Annotated in this window: 23 protein-coding genes, 1 tRNA gene and 1 pseudogene; 13 read left to right on the forward strand and 12 right to left on the reverse strand. The window is 40.5% G+C overall.

Translation table 11 applies throughout. The annotated features are described in order from the left end of the window. Nucleotides 1–250: 250 nt before the first annotated feature. Nucleotides 251–589: a hypothetical protein gene (locus ACE1B6_RS17985; protein ID WP_413258631.1), complete on the forward strand. Its 339-nt coding sequence runs from the start codon at nt 251–253 to the stop codon at nt 587–589. A gap of 96 nt (nt 590–685) precedes the next feature. On the opposite strand, the gene ACE1B6_RS17990 is transcribed toward ACE1B6_RS17985, so the two are convergent. The 5 genes from ACE1B6_RS17990 to ACE1B6_RS18010 form a co-directional block, all read right to left on the reverse strand. Continuing rightward, nucleotides 686–757: transfer RNA gene (locus ACE1B6_RS17990), tRNA-Thr, on the reverse strand. A gap of 34 nt (nt 758–791) precedes the next feature. Beyond that, nucleotides 792–3,821, reverse strand: a complete 3,030-nt coding sequence (gene sbcC / locus ACE1B6_RS17995; RefSeq protein ID WP_413258632.1) for an exonuclease subunit SbcC — start codon at nt 3,819–3,821, stop codon at nt 792–794. Nucleotides 3,822–4,138: 317 nt separating this feature from the next. Next, a complete protein-coding gene (locus ACE1B6_RS18000) occupies nt 4,139–4,480 on the reverse strand; it encodes a type II toxin-antitoxin system PemK/MazF family toxin (RefSeq protein WP_413258633.1) in 342 nt (113 codons plus the stop codon). After that, on the reverse strand, nt 4,467–4,739 hold the full coding sequence (locus tag ACE1B6_RS18005; protein WP_413258634.1) for a hypothetical protein: 273 nt from the start codon (nt 4,737–4,739) through the stop codon (nt 4,467–4,469). Before ACE1B6_RS18005 ends, ACE1B6_RS18000 begins: the two co-directional genes overlap by 14 nt. Before the next feature lie 405 nt (nt 4,740–5,144). Continuing rightward, entirely contained in the window at nt 5,145–5,471 is a 327-nt protein-coding gene (locus ACE1B6_RS18010) for a hypothetical protein (RefSeq protein ID WP_413258635.1), read from the reverse strand. A gap of 147 nt (nt 5,472–5,618) precedes the next feature. Here ACE1B6_RS18010 and ACE1B6_RS18015 point away from each other — a divergent pair, with 147 nt between their 5' ends. Both ACE1B6_RS18015 and dcm read left to right on the forward strand, forming a co-directional pair. After that, nucleotides 5,619–8,081, forward strand: a complete 2,463-nt coding sequence (locus ACE1B6_RS18015; protein WP_413258636.1) for an NACHT domain-containing protein — start codon at nt 5,619–5,621, stop codon at nt 8,079–8,081. A 266-nt stretch (nt 8,082–8,347) separates the two neighbouring features. After that, entirely contained in the window at nt 8,348–9,655 is a 1,308-nt protein-coding gene (gene dcm / locus ACE1B6_RS18020; RefSeq protein WP_413258637.1) for a DNA (cytosine-5-)-methyltransferase, read from the forward strand. A gap of 63 nt (nt 9,656–9,718) precedes the next feature. On the opposite strand, the gene ACE1B6_RS18025 is transcribed toward dcm, so the two are convergent. Together ACE1B6_RS18025 and ACE1B6_RS18030 are read right to left on the reverse strand one after the other, a co-directional pair. After that, nucleotides 9,719–10,003 (reverse strand): hypothetical protein, encoded by a 285-nt coding sequence (locus ACE1B6_RS18025; RefSeq protein WP_413258638.1) that lies wholly within the window; start codon nt 10,001–10,003, stop codon nt 9,719–9,721. Continuing rightward, nucleotides 10,000–10,185, reverse strand: a complete 186-nt coding sequence (locus ACE1B6_RS18030; RefSeq protein WP_413258639.1) for a hypothetical protein — start codon at nt 10,183–10,185, stop codon at nt 10,000–10,002. The genes ACE1B6_RS18025 and ACE1B6_RS18030 overlap by 4 nt, the downstream gene beginning before the upstream one ends. A 299-nt stretch (nt 10,186–10,484) precedes the next feature. Between ACE1B6_RS18030 and ACE1B6_RS18035 the strand changes: the two genes are divergently transcribed. From ACE1B6_RS18035 to ACE1B6_RS18045, 3 genes are all read left to right on the forward strand, one after another. Then, a complete protein-coding gene (locus ACE1B6_RS18035) occupies nt 10,485–11,234 on the forward strand; it encodes a hypothetical protein (protein ID WP_413258640.1) in 750 nt (249 codons plus the stop codon). 312 nt (nt 11,235–11,546) lie between these two features. Beyond that, nucleotides 11,547–12,113 (forward strand): cyclic nucleotide-binding domain-containing protein, encoded by a 567-nt coding sequence (locus tag ACE1B6_RS18040; protein WP_413258641.1) that lies wholly within the window; start codon nt 11,547–11,549, stop codon nt 12,111–12,113. 53 nt (nt 12,114–12,166) lie between these two features. Further along, nucleotides 12,167–12,859: a hypothetical protein gene (locus ACE1B6_RS18045; RefSeq protein WP_413258642.1), complete on the forward strand. Its 693-nt coding sequence runs from the start codon at nt 12,167–12,169 to the stop codon at nt 12,857–12,859. Between the two features lie 31 nt (nt 12,860–12,890). On the opposite strand, the gene ACE1B6_RS18050 is transcribed toward ACE1B6_RS18045, so the two are convergent. Continuing rightward, nucleotides 12,891–14,261: a sensor histidine kinase gene (locus tag ACE1B6_RS18050; RefSeq protein ID WP_413258643.1), complete on the reverse strand. Its 1,371-nt coding sequence runs from the start codon at nt 14,259–14,261 to the stop codon at nt 12,891–12,893. A 443-nt stretch (nt 14,262–14,704) separates the two neighbouring features. On the opposite strand from ACE1B6_RS18050, the gene ACE1B6_RS18055 reads away from it, so the two are divergent. Beyond that, a complete protein-coding gene (locus tag ACE1B6_RS18055) occupies nt 14,705–15,022 on the forward strand; it encodes a DUF3155 domain-containing protein (RefSeq protein ID WP_413258644.1) in 318 nt (105 codons plus the stop codon). A 342-nt stretch (nt 15,023–15,364) separates the two neighbouring features. Here ACE1B6_RS18055 and ACE1B6_RS30135 read toward each other — a convergent pair. From ACE1B6_RS30135 to ACE1B6_RS18065, 3 genes and pseudogenes are all read right to left on the reverse strand, one after another. Continuing rightward, a pseudogene (locus ACE1B6_RS30135) lies at nt 15,365–15,544 on the reverse strand (hypothetical protein); the annotation flags it as partial. 3 nt (nt 15,545–15,547) lie between these two features. Then, the gene (locus tag ACE1B6_RS18060; RefSeq protein ID WP_413258645.1) at nt 15,548–16,084 is read right to left on the reverse strand and encodes a cofactor assembly of complex C subunit B; all 537 of its coding nucleotides are present in this window, start codon (nt 16,082–16,084) and stop codon (nt 15,548–15,550) included. Nucleotides 16,085–16,128: 44 nt separating this feature from the next. Beyond that, the gene (locus ACE1B6_RS18065) at nt 16,129–16,533 is read right to left on the reverse strand and encodes a PadR family transcriptional regulator (RefSeq protein ID WP_413258646.1); all 405 of its coding nucleotides are present in this window, start codon (nt 16,531–16,533) and stop codon (nt 16,129–16,131) included. A 966-nt stretch (nt 16,534–17,499) separates the two neighbouring features. On the opposite strand from ACE1B6_RS18065, the gene ACE1B6_RS18070 reads away from it, so the two are divergent. The 6 genes from ACE1B6_RS18070 to rpsN all read left to right on the forward strand — a co-directional run bounded on the left by ACE1B6_RS18070 (nt 17,500) and on the right by rpsN (nt 22,127). Beyond that, entirely contained in the window at nt 17,500–18,072 is a 573-nt protein-coding gene (locus ACE1B6_RS18070; RefSeq protein ID WP_413258647.1) for a DUF3611 family protein, read from the forward strand. A gap of 157 nt (nt 18,073–18,229) precedes the next feature. After that, nucleotides 18,230–18,526 carry a hypothetical protein gene (locus ACE1B6_RS18075; protein ID WP_413258648.1) on the forward strand — a complete coding sequence of 99 codons (297 nt, stop codon included), beginning with the start codon at nt 18,230–18,232 and terminating at the stop codon, nt 18,524–18,526. A gap of 98 nt (nt 18,527–18,624) precedes the next feature. Next, nucleotides 18,625–19,920 (forward strand): serine--tRNA ligase, encoded by a 1,296-nt coding sequence (serS, locus tag ACE1B6_RS18080; protein ID WP_413258649.1) that lies wholly within the window; start codon nt 18,625–18,627, stop codon nt 19,918–19,920. A gap of 38 nt (nt 19,921–19,958) precedes the next feature. Further along, nucleotides 19,959–21,050: an RIP metalloprotease RseP gene (gene rseP, locus ACE1B6_RS18085; protein WP_413258650.1), complete on the forward strand. Its 1,092-nt coding sequence runs from the start codon at nt 19,959–19,961 to the stop codon at nt 21,048–21,050. Further along, on the forward strand, nt 21,047–21,712 hold the full coding sequence (gene nth, locus ACE1B6_RS18090; RefSeq protein ID WP_413258651.1) for an endonuclease III: 666 nt from the start codon (nt 21,047–21,049) through the stop codon (nt 21,710–21,712). The genes rseP and nth overlap by 4 nt, the downstream gene beginning before the upstream one ends. 112 nt (nt 21,713–21,824) lie before the next feature. Continuing rightward, on the forward strand, nt 21,825–22,127 hold the full coding sequence (rpsN, locus tag ACE1B6_RS18095; protein WP_073594726.1) for a 30S ribosomal protein S14: 303 nt from the start codon (nt 21,825–21,827) through the stop codon (nt 22,125–22,127). Nucleotides 22,128–22,267: 140 nt separating this feature from the next. Here the strand turns inward: rpsN and ACE1B6_RS18100 are convergent, their stop codons facing one another. Then, nucleotides 22,268–22,597, reverse strand: coding sequence for a hypothetical protein (locus tag ACE1B6_RS18100; RefSeq protein WP_413258652.1), 330 nt, complete (start codon nt 22,595–22,597; stop codon nt 22,268–22,270). Between the last annotated feature and the right edge of the window lie 107 nt (nt 22,598–22,704).

Genomic DNA, 22,704 nt, shown 5'->3' on the forward strand with positions numbered 1-22,704 from the left:
AAATCAATGTATCTTCTGTTTCTTGGCTCGACTCTACTATAACTTCTGGTAAATTTAGCAACTTAGTTAATAAGCTATTCTTCATATCCTACATCTGTTCACACTTCCTTAATAATTTAGCACAGTAAGTACGGAAGAACCTAAAGGTTTTAAGGTAGTACAAATAAACTAATGATTAAAGTTGTATACAGGTATTGACTCTAAAGGTGTATACAGGTATCGTGATAGTGGAATAGTTGTATACAGGTTTATGAGCATTAGAAAAGGCGGTCGCGGTAATTCTGCCCCATATAAAACCCAAATGGTTAGGACTCCTGAACCATTGTTAGAACTGGCTAAGCAGCTTACAGAGGGTTACAGACAGGTTTTAGGGACTGATAGAGAGCAAGAGTACCTAGACAGCGTACAGAAGGCTATCAGCAATGGTTACTACCCAGATGACACTTCTACATCAGATGAAAGACTGAAGGCGTTACAGACTCGTTTAAGTGCCATAGAAGAGATTATTGGCACTTACCAAGAGCAGAGTAAACCAACTAGGGACTGGACTAAGGCCAACCAACTGATAACCGACCTGAAAGGGTTTTAAATTAGTGGGGAACTTTAGTGGGATTTTTTAGTGGAATATGAGATGATTTAGGTAGTGGGACTGTTTAGTGATTCGCTCAAACCCTTGACTTTACTAAGCCGATAGTGGGATTTGAACCCACGACCAACTGATTACGAATCAGCTACTCTACCACTGAGCTATATCGGCACAATTATTAATTATATCACAACTTACCGAAAATTTACATCGATAATCTTAACTGGGAACCGTTGGGAGTTTTGTTGACTTCGATTCGCGCTTGGAAGGCTTCTTTGAAGTATGGCATGTGGGTGACGGTGAGGATGCAGGCGAAGTCGTTGGCGATCGCATTTATCGCCGCAATTAGGCGATCGCACCCTTCCTGATCCTGTGTTCCAAAACCTTCGTCTACAATCAACATTTGTAAAGCTGTTCCCGCACGTTGCGCTAGGAGTCTTGCTAATGCTAACCTAATCGAAAAGTTAATCCGAAAAGCTTCTCCACCTGAGTAAGTTTCGTAAGCACGAGTACCCCGCGCATCTGCAATCAAAATATCCAAAGTATCAATCATTTTTACATCTTTTTTACTTGATGTTCTACCACTTTTTCCGGCTCTTTGGGTGACAAATTGAACGTGCAATTGATTCCCTGTAAGTCTTGCCAATAAAGAGTTTGTTTCGGCTTCTAATTGTGGTAAAATGTTTTCAATCATGTAAGCTTGAATGCCTTTTTTACCGAAAGCTTCTGCTAAAGAGCTATGCACTTTATATTGGCGTTTTGCTTGTTGTAATTGGGAAGTTTGGGTTTGATATTGTTGATTTAGGGCTTCCAAATGTTGTAATTGTTGTTGCAGACTTCCCAGTTGACGCAGTTGTTCTTCTAATTGCAATTTTCGCCATTGCATCTGCTGTTCTAATGTTTGAATTTCATTGATTGTATTGGGAATTTGTTGTAATTGTTGGACGATATTGTTAATTTGTAGGTTAGCAGTTTCTACGTCTTGCGATCGCACTTCCCACACTCCCGCTAACTCTTGACAGCGTTGGCGAATTTGCGGATATTGTTGTTGCGCCGCTGCTAATTGTTGATAGCGCATTTCCCAACTTCGCGCTTGACGCACCGCTGTTCTTAAAGAGTTGTAATCGCTTTCTTTATAAGCAATTTCAGCTATTTTCTGGTTAATTGCGGCAATTTGATGCGATAATTCGGAATCAATTTGTTCCTGCTCAATTTTGCTTTGAATTTCGGTAATTTCGGCATGAAGTTCAGGTCTTCTGGCGGTAATTTGCGTTTGGCGACGTTGCGCTTCTTTGATTCTATCCTGCTTAATTTCCGCCCAACGCCATCTTTCCACCTCGTTTCGGGCTAAAGCGTGGTTTTTCTCATCGTAGCTCAAGTTTTGTAACTCTTGCTCTAGTTGGCGCAGTTCTTGCTGGACTTCTGTGGCATAATTTCCGGTAGCGAGCGATCGCTCAAGTTGCTCAACTTCCGCTCTCATTTGTTGCAAACGTTGTTGTACGTCGCCTGTCGCCTGAAGTTGAGCTTGCAATTCTCCCCTTTGTTCCCGTAAATTCTCATAAGGTGCTAATTCTTGGGATAATTGGCGATATTCTCCCCTTAATACCTGAATTTCTCGCTCGCAGACTGCCAATTGCTCTCGGATTACCCAAAACTCCTGTTGGATTTCCTGGTGTTCGTTTTGAGTTTTGTGTACGACTCTGTTCCAATGGTGTTCGTCGAGGGGGCGATCGCACAAGGGGCAAATAGCGTCAGGATTTTGCAACATATCGATTTTTTGCTGCAATTCTCCGAGTTTTTGCTCGCATACCCGTTGATTTTCTTGCAGACGCTCCATAAAGCTGCGTCTTTCTAAACCTTTCTCCTGCACACGCTGTTGGTAAACCCGCTTTTTCTCCAACTGATCGATTTGCGTCGCCACTTCCATGACTGCTTGTTGCAATTTTGGTTGACGTTGCTGCTGTGCTTGCAATTGGTAAGCGGAAGCGGAGATTTCTTCTAACTTGGCGCTGAGTTTAGCATGAGTGCGATCGATCTGGTTTTGCAACTGTTGACGACGCTGTAACAATGGACTAACTTGCAATTGCAATTCATCTAATTGATTTAAGCGAATTCGTGCTTGTTGTAACTTCGCCAAAGCTGCTTCAACTTCGCCTGTTTGATTTAATATTTGTTGGTTTTGTTGTTCCTGTTTATCTAACTCTTGTAACTGAGTTTGTATCTGGCGCAATTGCAGATTTAATTCGTTAATTACCCCGGTTTGTTGTTCTTGTAACTTGCGCTTTTGTTCAACTGCTTTTTGATGCGCTTGAAATTTTCCTGCTAAAGCTTCTTCCTGAGATTGTAAGTTTTGAAAATGAGCATAACCCGCAGTTATTTCTGCTTCCTGACTCAGGAGATTTTCTAATTCTTGTTGTTGCTGTTGACTACTCGCCAAATCTTGCTGGAGTCGTTCAATATCTCCCCGGAGATTCTGATATTGTTGTTGTTGCCAAGTTAGTTGTTGTTCCCAAGTTTGGCGCTGATGTTGTAGAGCTTGTAATCTTTGCAATTCATGATTATCGGCAGCTTGGGCTTGTTGGAGAGTGTTGACTTGAGCTTCTACCGTTGCTTGTTCTTGAGCGATCGCATCTCGCTGCTGTAACTGAATTTTAATTCTGTCTAAATCTTGCTGAATTTGATCCGCTTGTCCTTTAAATTGACGGGACAAATCTTTGGCTTTTTCCGCTAATTCTTCATATTGACTTAGTTTCAACAAATCTGCTAAAATTTGTTTGCGTTCGGTAGGTTTTCTGAGCATAAATTCATCGGCTCGACCTTGACGCAAATAAGCGGAATTAATAAAAGTATCGTAATCTAATCTCAGGTGTTGGGAAATTAATTGCTGAGTTGAACGCATTCCCCGTTCGGTTAAAGCGCGATAACCTGTAGGGGTTTGTACCTGAAATTCTAATGTTGCGCCTCCGCCTCGACGACGCGATCGTAAAACGCGATAAACTACTTCTTGATGTTCAAAAACAAAAATCACATGAACCTCATCCGCGCCAGCGTGGATGACATCATCTTCAGTCGCCGCCCGACTTTCGCCCCAAATCGCCCAAGTGATAGCTTCTAAAAGGGAAGATTTTCCCGCCCCATTTGCGCCACAAATGCAAGCAGTATGCAATCCCCGAAAATCCAGGGTTGCTTGACGATAGCTGAGGAAGTTTGTTAATGAGAGTTGTAGAGGAATCATGCAGGCTGTGTGCCCTACCTTTCTTTATTTATTAATACCAGTACATTTGCACTTTTGCATAGTTAAATTGTAAAACTATTAACGTAAATTGCTAGTTATTAGCCCAGACTTTTTAGATCCCCCTAAATCCCCCTTACCAAGGGGGACTTTGAATTTTGAATCCGAGAAGTTTGAGATCCCCCTAAATCCCCCTTACCAAGGGGGACTTTGAATTTTGAATCCGGTTCCCTTTTTTGACTTTGAATCCGGTTCCCCCCTTGGTAAGGGGGGTTAAGGGGGATCTAACCAACAATCTATGTAACTAGCAAATTAAATTATTAGTTAATATTTAGAACAGTTGCTAAGGCGGCGCTAATTTCTTCCATAATTGTTTCGGGAAGGGTTCCTATCTGACGAACAAATCTTTGTTGGGATATGGAACCGACTTGAAAAGCATCTGCGGCTGAGGTTTTTGCGAGATTATTTTCTGTGTCAGTTTCAACTCGCACCATCCAGACTCTAGTTGCAAAATCATCTTTCCAATCTGTGATAGGAACAATTACTTTAAGTCGCAAAATTCCCACTGTATCTTTACTAACGATAACAGCAGGGCGAGTTTTGCTGATTTCTGCTCCTATAGTAGGCGCTAGGTTAACTAACCAAACTTCACTTCTTTGCATGGGAATCTAAATTAGCTAAATCTTCATCTGTATAATCATAAAAATCTTCTCCATCCAGAGCAGTGAAAGCAGTTAGTTCTTCATCTTCTAAATAATCTAATACTGCTAGTTGGGCTGAGATAGCAAGTTGTTGCTCTTTTTCTGCTGGAGTGAGAGTTTTCCAATCTTCCCGCGCCATCTGCAAAGCAACTGTAGCAATAGTAAGGCGTTCTGAGTTGCTTAGTTGTTTGAGTGCTTGTAAGATTTCGGTTTTTGTCATGGGTGTTAGTTGGTAGTTTGGGGAGAATATGAGGCACTTTACTATTTTAAATTGGGTGGGGTGGGTGCGATCGACTCCACAAACTTTTGGCAATTGTGAAATAGCGTATCGGACAAAAATTTTGTAGGGGCGAAGCATTCGGGCGACAATTCACGCAACTCAACCAAAATATGAATATCCGAATGCTTCGCCCTGTCTTAGCGAAAGATTGTAAATACAGGTTATCTGCGGGGGAGGGCGAAGCATTTGGGTACAAGAATTTTTTGTGAGTTGCAAAACTTGTCGCCCAAATGCTTCGCCCCTACTTTAAACAATTAGACAAAGCCCACCAGTCCACAATTTAAAAAATAAACAAAAAACCCGCGCAGGCGGGTTTCGTCTGTGTAGCTACGAATTCTATTCGTTTTAGATAGAAGGTAATGCCTCTTCGTAAAACCATTTTAGAAATTGCAGTGCTGTCTTCCTTTTAGCAAAATAAAGGACATCTAACAACCCATCTTGCTTTACTGTCACAACTTGATGTTTCCAAAGGTAAAGTTGACCGCTAACATCTTGATCTACAGCAGCTAAACCCTTAAACTCGTCAAGAATTTTTATAGAAATAGATGGGCTAAGTTCAAGGGCAGAAAGTAAGTCTACAGCAGTCAGCATAATACTTTCTGCTGTTTTGAAAAATCGCACTAAATTACCATTGAAGTAAAGCTCTTTATAGGTTGTTTGTGTAGTTTCCATAATCATCACTTGCAAATTGGACAATTACAGTTTGGCATTCTTAGCTTGGAATGTAGTCAGAGTAAATGTTTGACTTTATGTAAGAGTTGTCAGAGTTGTAAAATTTAACTTATATAATAAGTTTAAAAGTTTAACTTTTAGGTGGTTATGTCAAGGCGAACACTCCAAGCATCTGCGGAAGGAATCAAAAAAATAAAAGCTGCTCTGAAAAAAAAGAAATGGACACAGGATTATTTAGCGGGTTGTGTTGGTTGTCACCGTCAGACAATTTGGAGTTTATTGAAAGGTAATCCTATTGATTATGATTGTTTTATAGACATCTGCTCTCAGCTTAAATTGGAACAGAACGAAATAGTTAAAGATGAGTTAATCGAAGAGAATCAACAATCAAAAATTAATATTGATGTCTTAGTCCAAGAAGTACGCCAAAAAATAAAACCCTTCATCCAAGAACGCTGCGGTACAATGCGCGTACTGGATATGACTCAACCCATAGGATTAAATGATATTTATACAAAGGTTAACATTCTAGAAAAAATTACTGGACTCAGGCGCAAAGAAATTGCTGACCTACTACAAGAATATAATTGTGAAGATTTTGAACGCTTTGGATTAGGCAAAATACAAGAAAAACGAGTCCCCGGACTAGAAGCAGTCGAAAAATATCCTAAGCTAATGATTCTAGGAAAACCGGGTGCAGGTAAAACTACTTTTTTAAAATACTTAGCGATCCAGTGTATTGAGGGAAGTTTTCAACCAGGCCGTGTACCAATTTTTATCACTCTTAAAGACTTTGCTGAAGCGAAAAATAAACCAAATTTTATGGAATATATTAGTCAACAATATTCTGTTTATGGAGTAACAACAACTCAAGTAAATTATCTATTTAAACATGGTCGGGCAATAATTTTACTTGACGGCTTAGATGAAGTAAGAGAAGAGGATAGTTATAGAATTGTAAATCATATTCGTGATTTTTACGAAAATTATTCATATTCTGATGAATTTAAAATTGAGCAAACGGAATATTCTCAGGAATACCAAAATTACTTGGAAGAATATTCTAAAAAACGCCAATCAACAGCTAATATTACTGCATGGCTTAGGATAAAATTTCCTAATAAATACTATAGAAACTTTTTTATTATAACTTGTCGTATTGCAGCAAAAGAATATACATTTGAGACATTTTCAGAGGTAGAAGTAGCTGATTTTGATGATGAACAAATTGCTACATTTGCAAACAACTGGTTTAAATATAAAACTGTAAAATCAGATAAATTTCTGCAACGCCTCGCAGAAAATCGTCGAATTTATGAACTAGCAACAAATCCATTACTGCTGACATTATTATGTTTAGTATTTGAAGAATCAGGCGACTTTCCAGCGAATCGTTCAGAGCTTTACAAAGAAGGGATAGATGCTTTATTGAAAAAATGGGATGCTAAACGAGGAATTTACCGTGATCAAGTTTACAAAAAACTATCTGTTCAGCGCAAGGAAGATTTACTCAGCAAAATTGCTTTAAATACATTTGAACGTTCAGATTATTTTTTTAAACAGAAAGTTGCTGAACAACACATTATAGAATACATCCGCAATTTACCTGATGCCAGCACAGACCCAGAAGCGTTACAATTAGACAGTGAAAGAGTTTTGAAATCACTTGAAGCACAACATGGGTTATTAGTAGAACGAGCAAAAGGAATTTATTCTTTTTCCCATCTAACATTTCATGAGTATTTCACTGCTAGAGAGTTTATTACAGTTCAACAGTCTTCAGCGGTAGCTTTGAAAAATCTGCTTGAACACATGATGGCAAAACGCTGGCGGGAAGTATTTTTCCTTGCGTTGGGAATGTCCCCAAGTGCTGACCATTTGTTGCTCTTAATGAAAAAGAAAGTTGATGTAATGGTAGCTGCTGATGAGGAGTTGCAGGAATTTTTAATATGGGTAAATCAGAAATCTATTTCAGTTAATATTCCTTACAAACTAGTAACAGTTAGAACTTTTTACTTTACTCATAACCTTGTCCGTGTCCGTGAACTCGTCCGCATTCAAGACCTTACTCGTGTGCGCGATCTTGTACATGACCTTTTCCGTAATCTTAACCTTACCCGTGAGTGTGACCCCATCTGTGACGTAGAACTTATTTATGACTTTAACCTTGTCGGTGTACTTGACCTGGTTCGCCTTTTTAACTTCATGTTTGTTCATGACCGCATCCTTATGCGCGATCGCGTCCTTATCCGCAACCTTGATCACGTTAACAACCTTAACCCGCAGTTAAAAAGTCCACTTCAACAGCTGAGAAATCAATTACCAAATACAGAAGAGTGCCAACAATATGAACAATGGTGGGAAACTAACGGGAAAAAGTGGGCTGAACAATTAAGAGCCATAATGATTAAGTATCGCAATATTGGTCATGATTGGCAATTCAGCGAACAGCAAAAAGAATTATTACAGCAATATTACGATGCAAATAAATTATTAGTAGAATGCCTCAACAGCGATTGCTACGTTAGCCGAGAAGTTCGACAATACATCGAAGACACCTTACTATTACCCAATTCTGAAATTGAAAAATATCCCAAACCAAATCTGTAACAGATGTAGCGGATAAGTAACTAAAAACTTTGCTTAACTCACCATTTATTTAGTCATTTGTGGTTGAAATTCGTTATTCCCGAAATTGCGAATTACATTGAATAAATTATTATAATCAAATTCGACTTGTCGATCGCACATCTCCAAAAACTCCTCTGCTATCAGCTTTAAAGCCTCTGTGAACTCAGAAATTTGGGAAATGGAGAGAGTGCGATCGCAATTGTTATATCATCAATTAGCATAAATCTAATACCAAGGACTTACGCGTGCCAAAAATTCGCTTCATCGACCTATTTTCGGGAATTGGAGGAATGAGATTAGCCTTTGAATACGCTGCTAATTCCTTAAACTACCAAACTGAATGTTTACTGAGTAGCGAAATAAATCCAAACGCTCAATTAGTTTACCAAAAAAACTTCGATCGCCAACCTTTAGGCGACATTCGGCTAATCAAAGAACTTCCCGAACATGATTTTTTACTAGCTGGATTTCCCTGTCAATCTTTCTCTTACGCTGGCAAAAAAGAAGGATTCGGAGATACAAGAGGAACACTTTTCTTTGAAATAATGAGATTGATTGATACTTCTAAACCGAAAGCTTTTATTTTTGAGAATGTTCGAGGACTATATAGCCATGACAAAGGAAGAACTTTAGAAACTATTAAACATGAAATTACCAAAAGAGGTTACAGCTTTAACGCTTTTATCCTCAATAGTTCCAACTTCAATTTACCACAAAACCGCGTCCGTATTTACATATTAGGCATTTTAAATACTGCTCCAAAATTCGCACTAATTTCTGATTTAGGCCCTAAAGATTCCCACTCTTATAATTACGAACAATTATCTTTGTTTTATGGTAATCGAAAAAATGTTACTGTTGCTGATATTCTAGAAGATAATCCCGATTCTAAATATGATTGTTCTCCTAAATTTGTTAATGCCTTAAAACGCTTTACTAAAGGTGATTTAAATCAATTACATGGTGTTCGCTTAATTGATTACCGTGGTGGTAATTCAATTCATTCTTGGGAAATTGGATTGCGTGGTGAATGTAGCCAAGATGAAGTCGAGTTAATGAATCGATTTATCTTGAAAAGGCGGAACAAAGAATTTGGTAATCATCAAGATGGTAAATTATTAACTAAGGAGCAAATAGCAAGTTTTTTTCCCCATCCTCAGCTAGATGAAGTCTTAGAATCGCTGGTAAATAAAAAATATCTAAAACTTGTAGATGGCAAGTATAAACCTGTTGCAGGTAACTTTTCTTTTGAGGTTTATAAGTTCCTCGATCCAGCGAAAATTTCTGTTACCTTAGTTGCTAGTGATGCTAATCGATTAGGTGTTTATCATAATCATCGAGTTAGGCGAATTACTCCCCGTGAAGCTGCTAGGTTACAAGGTTTTCCAGATAGCTTTATCCTTCATTCTGATGATAACAAAGCTTATTATCAATTGGGTAATAGTGTTAGTATTAATGTAGTTAAAGCTGTGGCCGAAGAAGTTATATCCCAGACTTTATACTGTATGCAGCAGAAAGAATTTGCACCAAAAATTTCGGCGGTAGCTTCATAAAAATTCCTACCTCTGTTAATCTCAATATTATTAATTTACCTAGACTACGATCGCATCCTAAAATTACGCCTCGACTTCATTTTTAATCAAAGATGAATTTTCCGGCAATTTCCAAGACTTACCCTGACAATGAACAAATCCATCTTTAACAGTTACCCCAAAAACTTGTCGTCCTAAATTAAAAAACTCTTGCCTTTCCTCTTCCGTCAAATGATCATCACCTTTTCTACCAGTGCGCTTCCGAGTATCACCCGCAGCTTCTAACTCTTTGCGCCTTTCAATTGCTAAATTAGATAGTTCCATCATCCTTTCATACTGCTTCTTTTGCAGTTCATTTGCTTTGTTCATAATTCTGATACTGGTTCAATAAGGGTTACTTCGCCATTTGGTCTTAGTATAGCCAAAGGTAAAACTGGACTGAGAGTGATAATGATGAAAATTCCCGTATCTTCATCATATCGATAATCTCGGAGTAAGGCTAGAGTATCTAGGGCATTAAGAACTAAATACTGTTCTTCCGTTGGTTCCATCAACAGTGATTCATAAATTAACCTCAGCAATTGTACAAGAAAAAAACTATTCTATCTTTAATGTAAGAAAAAATATAGATTTGTTGGAACTAATTTTTGCACCTTACGTCTTTCCCAATTTAAAAAAATATCTGTAAATAGTCTTACCCCAAACGGTTGATGTGACTCATTATTAACCTTGTTATCCTAAAGAAAGTCACTACAAATTTTCTTTTAAATCAATCAAAAAATCTCGGAAACAAAGCTTTTAAACCAGCGTCATAAAGTTCAACAGAAAAACCCCAGGAGGGTGCTAAAAAATGTTTAAAATTCGCAACTGGAAATCAACAACCGCGGTCATCATTGCTTTGGGAATGAGTGCTTCTGCAACTGCGCCAATTTTTATTGCTGCTCCTGCTTTAGCACAATATCGAGATTCAGTTACCCAAAGAAGAGATTACAGAATACCTTCAGGAACTGAAATTCAAGTTAGGTATGATTCAGCAGAAAAAATAGTGGTTTCTCCTAACGAAACTACTAATTTAACTCTGACTGTTGCTAGCGATGTTGTTTCTCGTGATGGGGAAATTTTAATTCCTGCTCGAAGTCAAGTTGTGGGAGAATTACGACCAGCAAGAGGTGGTTCCCAATTTGTCGCTAGAGACTTAATTTTACCTGGTGGAGAACGCCGATCGCTCAATGCCTCCTCCGACATCATCACCGAAACCCAAGAAGTTCGCAAAGGAACAAACCTAACCAGCATCTTAGCAGGTGCAGCCGTTGGTTCCGCCGCTGCTGCTATCATCGCTGGAGTTACAGGCGATCGCCGCATCGACGCATTAGAAGTACTCGCCGGAACAGGGACAGGGACACTAGGTGGTTTACTTTTAGGCAACCGTAGAAGATCCAATGAAGTCGTCATCATCGACCCCAACAGTGACCTCGATCTTAGATTAAACTCAGATTTAGTCGTTAATTCCTTTGGACGTGCCTCAGGTTATAGTTCGGGTTACACTGACCCAGGCTATAACAACCCAAACTACAATCCAGGGTACAACAGAGGCATCTAAATGCACAGGTTTTTGCAAAAAAGCGATCGCTCTACAATTCGTTATAGCGATCGTTTTTTTATTTAATCTTCATTGACACCCTACCTAGAAAAGTGGAAAACTTATACAATAAAACTTTAATGTGAATAATCGTGTAAAGCGATATATTACCACCGATCGGGCTGATAAATCGCATTATCTCTATTGCCAAAAGAGTTATTCTCTTTCGATCCCTTCATCAGAAATTGTAGATTTTCAATTTTTAATTGCTTAATTAGGGTGCTTAAGAGATTATTAAACTATCCCTTTAGCCATATACCAGGAATTGATTTTATGGAAAAAGTTTTCTTAATTTTGGGAGAACTCAGTGATGACGACGTTGATTGGATAATTCAAACAAGTAAATGGCAAAAAATTACAGCCAATACAGTACTTATTGAAGAAGGAAAACCCGTAGATGCAATCTACATTCTCTTAGAAGGGATTTTAACAGTTTCTATTTCCGCCTTGGGGGGTAAAGAAATTGCCATACTCACTAGCGGTGAAGTAGTCGGAGAAATGTCCTTTATAGATTTTCGTCCTCCATCCGCCACAGTCACCTCTTTACAAGAATCCTTAGTTTTATCTATTCCCCGTCGAGAATTAGCCACAAAGCTGCAATTTGACATTAGCTTCGCCTCCCGCTTTTATCGTTCATTAGCAATTCTACTTTCTCTAAGAATGCGTGGTTTAGTCAGTCAATTAGGTTACGGTAAAGCTCAAACAGAAGACGTAGAAATAGAACAACTACATCCCCATCTTTTAGAAAATATTACTCTTGCCAGAGCTAGATTTGATTGGATAATTAGACGGCTCAGAACTAGCGACTCTCAACCTAAAAACCCTTATAATAATGATTAACTAAATCAATTTAGTAGTACAATCATTAAAACCACTTCTTCGGTGACTAAGTTATGTATAAGTGCAGTTTATCCACATTAACGAAGACTGTCTTAATTGGCTTATCAATTAATTTCGCTGCAACTATATCTTTAGTTTTACCATCTCCTAACTTCGCCCAAACTAATCTTAACTTAGAACAAGAAAAACCATCACAAAGGCAAATTGCTGTAAGAGTTCCCGCCGGAACAAAACTTTCTGTAAACTACAATGGGCCTAAAAAAATTTTAGTTTCCCCTAATGAACCAGCACCAATACCATTAAAACTAGAGTTAGTAAAAACCATCTCTGATTTTAATGCCTATTACTTAATTCCTGCGGGTAGTCAAATTATTGGCGAATTAGTTACAATGCAAGACCAAAAAACTGCTCAATTTGTTGCGAAAGAGCTAGTTTTATCCAATGGTAGAAGAATTGAAATTAGTGCTACTTCCAGAATTATTCAAAGAACTTCCGAAATTTCCAAAAACCAAAAAGTTGAAAGAATAATCAAAAATTCAGCTTTAGGTACAGCCGCCGCAGCTGCTTTTGCAGCTATGTCAGGAAATCCACTTATTGCTTCCCAAGAAGTATTACTAAACTCTGGTTTCGGTTCTTCTCCTGAATTAATTGGAACATTTCGCAATCAAGAAAAAGCTACAATTATTACCATATTTCCTAACAACGATTTCACCCTAACCCTAAATTCCGATTTAGTTCTTAGATAAGTCTAGTAGGATGTGTTAATAACGCATCCTACTACTTGCTAAACTCTTGTAACCAGACAATAAAAGTAGTGCCGCATTCCTTGATTTCTGGATGTTTTGCCGGACTAAAAACTTCAATTTTTCCCTGCATTTGTTGAACTAACTCCTGAGCGATCGCCAACCCCAAACCAGTCCCAGGAATCTCCGTTTTCGCTTGCACCCCCCGAAAACCCCTAGTAAACAAATGCTCTAAATCTTGTTGAGGAATACCTGGGCCATTATCACTAACCGCCACGCCTAAAAACTTACCATCTGGCGGATCTTTCCGTTTAATTTCTACAAAAATCTTCCCCCCAGAAGGAGTATATTTCAAAGCATTATCTACAATATTACTTAAAACTTCCGTTAAAGCTTTAGTATGACATTTTATAGTTGGTAAATTATCAGGAATGTCCGCTTTAAAAGTTAAATTTCGCTCTTGTGCGATCGCAAAAGCCGCCGCCAAAACTGAATCTAAAACCTCAACCAAAGAACAAGCCGACAAACTTACCACAGACATCAAACCCGACTCCGGTAACAATAGCAAAGGTTGCTTAACACGCTTCTCCTTTTCTATTTCCACCTGCGAATCAACCGGAGAAATCGTTAACAAATCACCTAAAATTCCTTCCTCAGACGGCTGATACAAATTATCAGTTAAATCAATTACTCGATCGAACTGTTGCAACAAATCTTGAATTCGATCGCTCTCCCGTAAAATACTATTAGCAAACTCCCCATTCTTATCATCCAAACCCAACCTCTTCACCAACAACTTCCCAAAAGTTCTTAACGCCGTCAAAGGATTACGCAACTGATGTAAAAGATTATGCAACAAATCATTTTGTTGCGCTTGCAAACGCTGTTGTTCCGCAAATCTCTGCTCCAACCATTGCGAACGTTGATCTAAAATACAAGCGATCGCGATCGTCTCAGCAATCTCCTCAATCTGACTCCTCTCCGCCTCATTCCACGCCCTATCCCCCCGACTAGTCACCAACAAACCCATCACCACTTCATCATGTATCAGCGGAAAAACAATTTGCCTTTGTTGCAGGAGAAAATTATCCTTCCCCTGATTCGGAGAAGACTTCCCCTCATCTCGCGCCCACTCACCCAAAATCGCCTCATCATCATCCACCGCCGAAGGTAAGCGCCGCTTACCACTCATCCCTTGAAGTTCATTAGGTAGCAAACTTAGCGATCGCTTCTCCGAATAAATTACCCCAGCTTCCGGGTAAGCCACGATCGGAATTAACTTAGTTTCCTTCTCCTCCACCAACTCTTCCGTCACATACACCACACTCAAAGCCGCACCCAACGATTGCGTTAACAAATCAACCTGCGCTTGACAAAGAGTTACAAATTCTGAACTGGCAGGCATCAACATAGCGGTCAGCCTATAAAATCAATAATAGTTGTGCTAACTAAACAGCCCTAACTAAGCTTAAGCTAGTTTCTCTTGGGCATCAGGTGTGAAGAGATCGCATATTCCAAATTCGGGCAATCATACTGCCCCAAGAGCAGTTTCTCTCATTTCACATAAATTTATTATGACTTCTCCCCCATCATCTCTAGCCCTTTCTCCAGAAAACTTCCCTCCCAAGAGTGTTTCTCCCAGCACTATCCCAGACCCCTAGCATAAAGCGTCTGATTATTCTACCTTTTGCGCCCATCTTCAGCAAAACTTTTAATTATCCACTGTCGTGATTTGCTGTTTTGTATCAATGAGTTAATAAAACTTGATTTTTTTTACTCAAGCCGATATACTTTCGACGGTTTTGTAAATATCATTACAATTAGTACCTGAAAGAGGAGGTAAGTAGCTTGGCAAGGAGACGGAAGCGGAAAAGTCGTCGTCGCCAAGAAGGCCGGAGGATTCTTGAGCACGTCCCTCAATATAGCATCGAAAGTGGGCAAGAAAAACCTGTGACGGCGGCACGAAAATTTATTCAAGCCGAAGGAATTTTACCACCCGCATTACTGCTAGTGAAACGTAACGAGCATACTACAGATCGGTACTTCTGGGCAGAAAAGGGTTTATTTGGGGCGCAGTACGTGGAAGAAAACCATTTCCTGTTCCCTAGCTTGCGGGAATTAGAACACCCAGGCGAAAAACCCCAACTCGCCACAGCATCAGTCTGAAGAGAGAACTTAAAAAGCGGTGGGAAATAGGTAAAATTTTCCGTCCAAAAAATCATCAGAGGGTGAGAACCCCTAGTCCTTAGACAGGGGGAGAGTCATGGCTTCAGCCTGACTCAGAACATCCTTTAAGATTTCCCTTGGTTTTAATCAAGGAAGTAAATCAATCACCCTTTACTAAACCAGAATTAACTGAATAGTAAATCGGGTGCCGGGTAGAGAGTTCATCAGTAGGGCTAACAGCGGTTTTCATAAAGCCACAGAATAGCCCATCATGGGGCGATGGAAAACAAAACTCAATAGAAATTTCGTGGCAGATTCATGGCTCATTTGAATAGTCACGGATTAACTCAATGAAAATATTAGATCGACCCCATTCAAACCTTGGCTTGAATGGGGTTTTGACACTCTCACAGTTAACCGCCTGCGCGGTGTAGGGGGAGATTCTTGCTTCTCAGAAACACGCTTTTTGGTACAAGTACCAACGAGACTTACTGTTTCTCCACAAGCTTGAAATTCCGTTTGCCTTTACGAAGCTTGCTGTAAGCCCAAAGTTTCTCGTAAAACCGATAATTCATCTCGATGCCCAGTGACAGTAATTAAATTCTGAGTTTCTTGGGTACTTTCTGCCGTTTTACTTTCCAATTTGAGCGAAACCTGCTCTTGACGACCAGCTTTCTGCCAGTAGAAGATCCCTGCTATCGGCGATAACAGTTCTAGACCCAAAAAAACTAAACCTTTCTGGGGAAACAAAAACGCTAATACCAAAACCAAGCAAAGAATTCCTAATGCCGCCAAGAAGGTCAAGAAAATGGCTAAAAACCAACTTGGACGCACGAATCCGGCAAAAGTTACTTGGTTTTGCTCTGCATCTAAAGCGACGACCTGGTAAGATCTCTGCGTAAAATACTGCTGCAATTGGGCTAAAAGCGAATCAGTTGGTTCTTTTGATATCAACTGAATCACCTCCGTTCTATCCTTCACAGAAGCTCGGATAAAAAAGAATAGCCCGATCGCTAGCAGTACCGTCAGCAAGAAAGTTGAAAAAAGAATCGTCGTACTCATGCAGGAAACTCAATTCAGAGAAGTATCTTTTACTTTACTGAAAATTACGCCCTCTCTGAAACCTCCTTTACAGGTTCCCGATTGTTAGTTAAAGATTCGCTCGGATGATGGTTTTTGGTCGCATAATCATGCCACAGACGTGCTAAATTCTGCGCTTGATCTCGCCAGTCCGGTTTAATCCGGTACATTCTTCTCGGACGACCTCGCCCTTCTACCTTTTTCCAATAACCACTAATCGCCTGTTCTTCTTCCAGAAACTTTAAAGCACTGTACAACACTGTATCTGAAAGACGATAAGCCGGATATTCTGTCTCAATTAACTGAATTAGCTCTGTTCCGTAGGATTCTCCCCGTGCTAAGACAGAAAGTACGTAACAAACCGCTAACTCTTTGGTCAGATATATCGGGGGGGGATTATCGAAAAACTGGTAAATATCGTCAAATTTCATTTGCATAACCCGCTTAACACTCCATTTTTTCTTGCTTGTTTCGCCATAGTGCTGAACACAAACCTTGTCTCTTCATCGTAAACATATTCAGCTAGCCTTAATTTAATCGGGGCTAATAGGACTCATCAATGTCAGAATCAATGACGATGAGATTGTATTTTTTCCGATGGGAGACTGCTGAATATTACGATCAATTCTAGACAGTCAGTTCTCGGTCTGCTTACCTGATTCCGAAAATATTTTGGCTTTGTTTGCTCTGGCAAGTTTAATCGCCGATCAAAAAAGCCTAAAACAGAATCGTCTCAGCCAAGAAAAACCAAGTAACATCAACAATCAGCGATCGACTCCACGCTAGGTGTCATAGAAGCACTGAGAACTATTAAATTTTATTGTTTCCAAAAAGATTTTGCCAATAATGACGCATCTTTTTTTTCTCTTCTTCTCTATCCATCCCATCAAGTCTAGTAATAATAATTTTATTACTACAGTAAAGATTTTTGCTGGCAATGGAATCATTTGTAGCATGAGCTCGTCAGCTTCTTGGCTTTGGAGCTACCCCAATACTTCTCGGTTAAGCATTTTTTGCCTTTGTAGGGGCGAAGCATTCGGACAGAAAATCTAGGGTTTGAGTCATAAATTGTCGCCCGAATGCTTCGCCCCTACTCTTAACCGAGCAGTATTGGGAGCTACCCTATCGATCGCAGCAGTTTAGTGGTAAAGTTCCCAACTACTACTAAAGTAAGAGTCAAAGTACTGCGAGCCAACAACTTCCTGCACCAATTGCTTGGGAGGTGAAAACGGCATCAGCAGCGAGAAAAAATGTTTTTTGTGGACACTTTGTTTTGTTGATTCACTTTAGCTGCATCGGAGAAGACTACAATGAACTGGCGATCGCACGGAAAGCAAAGCTCTCATACCATCACTTTTTCTCTATTTTAGAATAAATTAGCTAATAGGTTGATCGTTATGTCAAATAAATCAGATTCCTCATCAGTTCCAGCATCAATTCGCCAAATTTCCGGGAATTTTCGCAGGGCGGGTTGGACTAGTTTCTGGCTTCAGTTAGTACTAGGTGTAATTTCTATAGTCCTGTTGCTGCTGTTTATCGTTTTCAGCCGTTCACCTAATACCAATAATCCCAACAGTGGCAATCCCGGCACTAGTTTTGGCGTGTTTTTGGCAATTTGCGGCATCGTAAGTTTAGGTATCGGTGTTTACATGGCTTGGCGTTATGTTCAAATTGGTAAACAACTGCAATCATCTAATCCCAGTATGCGACCTCGGAAAGCCGAAGCGATTCCGATCCTTCGCATGGGATTAACAGTTAATCTCGTAGGAATGTTATTAACTATTTTGGGTGCTTGGGCAATAGTTGGTTCTTTGGCAGCCCGGTCAATTTCTCAAGTCCAAACAGCCATCTATGCCGACCTGATTAGCTCTTTAGATATTTTGGCAGTCCAGGCAAATATTAATACCATCGCCGGACATTTCGCCGGGATTGTTGTAGCACTTTGGTTGACCGATCGCATCAGCCGCTAACCCAAAACCCCATCAAAAGCCAGAATTAAATCTCAAAAATTTCCCGATATTTTTTCCCATCTAAGTACCCAAACGGGTACTTATCTTTTTGGCAAAAACCAACTTTAATCGTAAGTAATAAAAGAAAAACTAAACCCTCATTACTGCCTATACTGCCATGAAAAAATTTGAAACTTGGAGATTCATCGCTCAAGTATCTTTTAGTACCATTGTCATCGGATTATGCGTCTTTAAATTATGTACTACTGATGCTAGAAATGACCCCAACGTAGCTCTATACTGGGGAGGTTTAACAGGTGTATTAGGATACTGGCTACCCTCACCTACGAATGATGATAAAGAAGCCCAAGAAAAACAATTTGATTTAGCGATCGCTAACCTAAACAATAGCTACAAAAATCAACCAAACGAACAAATTACGATCGCTCATGCCAGCGAAAAAACCCCATCTTAGAAGCAGGGAAGCCGGGGTTAAGGGAGCTTTTCCCTAACCCCTAACCCAGTCCCCAAATGGTATCCTAATTAATTGGCTCCAAAGCTGGGTAGAAATCTGTGCTAGACCTCAAACAAATCCGGGAAAATCCACAATACGTCCAAGAGCGCCTAAATCTGCGTGGTGCTGGTCAGTATGACATTCAACCGATTTTAGAGTTAGACCAACAACAAAGACAATTAGAACAAGAACGCAGCCGACTGCAAGCCCGTAGCAACGAAATTGCAAAACTCATTCCTGCCAAAATTAAACAAGGTAGCGACCCCAAAGGCGGAGAAATTTTAGAATTGCGGGAAGAAGGGAACAAAGTTAAAACAGAAATTGGTGCACTAGAGCCAAGGGAAAAAGAACTGAAATCCCAACTCGAAACCTTACTGTTAGCACTTCCCAATTTACCCAGCGAAAGTACACCCGTTGGGAAAAGCGAAGATGATAACCCAGAAGTGCGGCGCTGGGGAGAAGAATATAAACCGCAACATTCGGTGTTACCCCATTGGGAAATTGGGGAAAAGATGGGAATTTTGAATAGCGATCGCGCCGTCAAAGTCGCCCAAAGTCGGTTTATCATGCTCAAAGGCGCAGGTGCCGCCCTAGAAAGAGCACTAATCAGCTTCATGCTCGACAAACAAACCGCAGCCGGATACGTCGAAATCATCCCCCCCTTATTAGTTAACAGCCAATCCCTCACCGCTACAGGTCAACTGCCCAAATTTTCCGAAGAAAGCTTTCAATGTAAAGATGACGACCTTTGGCTCATCCCCACCGCAGAAGTACCCGTCACCAACCTCTACCGCGACGAAATACTCGAATCATCCCAATTACCCATTTATCACTGCTCCTATACCCCTTGTTTTCGTCGAGAAGCTGGTGCTTACGGCAGAGATACCAAAGGATTAATTCGTCTGCATCAATTCAACAAAGTCGAATTAGTTAAATTCGTTCATCCCGACAACTCCGAGGAAGAACATCAAGCACTAGTTCGCAACGCAGAGGCAATTCTTCAAGCCCTCAAGCTACCTTACCGCGTCATTGAACTTTGTACCGGAGACTTGGGTTTCGGGGCAGCAAGGTGCTACGACTTAGAAGTGTGGCTACCTTCTGCGGATAAATACCGGGAAATTTCCAGTTGTTCCAACTTTAGAGATTTTCAAGCCCGACGGGGTGGTATTCGCTTTAAGGAAGCAGGGAAAAAAGGCACTCAGTTTGTTCACACTCTCAACGGTTCCGGGCTAGCCGTAGGTAGGACAATGGCAGCAGTGTTGGAGAATTACCAACAGCCAGATGGCACAGTAAAAATACCTGAAGTGTTGCAACCTTATCTAGGGCGAGAGGTGCTTTACGAAACAGCAACGTAAAATGAAGAAATGTGTAGATTTAGCAGCATAAATTATCTATGTCCGTTTTGGCAGCGATCGCAGTCTTAGCTATCCTAATTGTGGTACACGAGTTAGGTCATTTCATGGCCGCTCGTCTCCAAGGCATTCATGCCAACCGTTTTTCCCTTGGTTTTGGCCCCATACTTTGGAAATACCAAGGGCCAGAAACAGAGTACGCCGTTCGTGCTTTTCCCTTGGGGGGATTTGTCGGTTTTCCTGACGACGAGCCAGATTGTAAATATCCCCTTGACGATCCAAATTTACTCCGCAATCGTCCAATTTTAGATCGGGCAATCGTGATCAGTGCCGGAGTAATTGCTAACCTAATTTTCGCTTATTTAGTGTTAGTAATTCAGTTCGGAATTGTTGGTGTTCCCAAAGGAATTAACTATCAACCAGGAGTACTTGTTCCTCAAGTAATCTCGGAAAACTCTCCCGCAGCAGTTGCCGGAATTAAAGCCGGAGATGTGATTCTTTCAGTTAACGGCAAAGAACTCGGTGCTGTTCGAGAAGCACCAGAATTGCTGAAAACCGAAATTCAAAACTCTCCCAATCAACCAATTAAAATCACTGTACAACGGGATGGGACAACAGGTTCTATTAACGTCACACCAGAAGCAGGAACAGATGGTAAAGGGCGAATTGGCGTTCAATTAGTGCCCAATGGTAATCCAATTTATCGCCGTCCTAATAATATTCTGGAAATCTTTAACCTTGCTGCCGACCAATTTCAACAAATCTTTGTCGGAACAGTGAAAGGTTTTTACCAGTTAATTACTAACTTTCAAGAAACAGCTTCTCAAGTAGCGGGACCCGTGAAAATTGTTGAAGCTGGCGCAAAGTTGGCACAATCTGATATTAGTCGGCTATTTTTGTTTGCCGCTTTGGTTAGTATTAACTTGGCAATCATTAATATTTTGCCTTTACCAGCTTTAGATGGTGGACAGTTGGCTTTTTTACTAATTGAAGGATTGCGTGGCAAACCTTTACCAACTCACATTCAAGATGGTGTCATGCAAACTGGGCTAATGTTACTCTTAGGACTAGGAATCTTTTTGATTGTCCGAGATACAACTCAGCTTGAGTGGGTACAAAATTTACTTCAGTGAGCATTACTCGTAAACTAGCTAATAAGCAGCAAAGAGCGTTGGAGATTTTGATTCGTTTAAAGCGACTTTATCCCAACGCTACTTGCACGCTTAATTATGAAACTCCAGTTCAATTACTGGTGGCGACGATTCTTTCAGCGCAATGTACTGATGAACGAGTTAATCAGGTAACGCCAGAATTATTTCGCCGTTTTCCTGATGCGGAAGCGATCGCCAACGCCGACCTCAGCGAGCTAGAATCTTTAATACGCTCCACAGGCTTTTACCGCAACAAAGCCAAAAATATCCAAGGCGCTTGTCGCCTAATAGGGGAAAAATTTCGCGGAAAAGTCCCAAAACGCATGGAACAATTGCTGGAACTACCCGGAGTCGCCCGAAAAACCGCTAACGTAGTTTCAGCCCATGCTTATGGCATTTATCACGGCGTAACAGTCGATACTCATGTTAAACGCCTTAGTAACAGATTAGGTTTAACCGAATATCAAGACCCAATTCGCATCGAACGAGATTTAATGACCCTTTTACCCCAACCAGACTGGGAAAACTGGTCAATTCGCCTCATCTATCACGGTCGTGCCATTTGTACCGCGAGAAAACCGGACTGTAACGCCTGTGCCCTCGCTGACTTGTGTCCTTCCGCTATTTTGGGGACTGGGGACTAAGGACTGGGGACAATAGGGAAACTCAAAACCCTCTACCTCTACTACAAATTGCCACAAAAAGTTAAGATAGAAAATGCTGTCTTAATCGTTCTACAAGGAACAATAGTTTTTCATGGCTAAAAAGAGCATGATTGAGCGCGAGAAAAAGCGCCAAAAGTTAGTGGAAAAGTACGCGGAAAAGCGGGAAAATTTATTAGATCAGTTCGCTAGTGCGACTACGCAACAAGAAAAGTTGGCAATTCATCGTCAAATTCAACAATTACCCCGGAATAGCGCACCTACTCGGTTGCGGAATCGCTGCTGGGTGACTGGTCGCCCTAGAGGATATTACCGTGATTTTGGTTTGTCTCGTCACGTTTTGCGGGAATGGGCACACCAAGGTTTACTTCCTGGGGTTGTGAAGTCTAGCTGGTAGAACTGAAAAGTGATGAGTTGTGAGTGATGAGTCAATTGTTAACTCAAAATTTTGTAAGGGCGGGTTTTGTTGTTAATTCTTTTGCTGAGAGTACAGATTTATCTGCTAAACCCGCCCCTACAACTCAAAACTCAACACTATCATTGACCACAACAGCGATCGATCCCTAGACTATCTAAAAGGATATCGCTGACAGCATTGGCGATCGCAAATTCACTATAAAAACTTTGGGAAAAATCAAACGCCTGCATCTCGGTGACAATGGCAATTACCAAAGATCCTAAGTCGTTTTCCCCTTCCATGCGTTGTCGTGCATAAATTTGCGAGGCACGACGAGCAATTTGTTGATTGACTATTTCTGGGATAAATTCTTGATCGAGCCATTGGTGTAAATTTATGCGTAACCATTCAGCCTCTTGTTGAGGATTTTGTGCGGATGGTAGTGTAATCGGTGGAATTGGTTCAGCCATTTTCTATAATTCTGAGATTCGGGTTACAAGTTGAGCATTAGCTAGTTGGTAAAAGGTAGTGATTGCTGATATGCTAACTACCTGCCAACTTTCAGCCATTCCATCGT

It is taken from the genome of Floridaenema fluviatile BLCC-F154 (genome assembly GCF_041929135.1).
In the GTDB taxonomy this organism is placed as follows: Bacteria; Cyanobacteriota; Cyanobacteriia; order Cyanobacteriales; family Aerosakkonemataceae; genus Floridanema; species Floridanema fluviatile.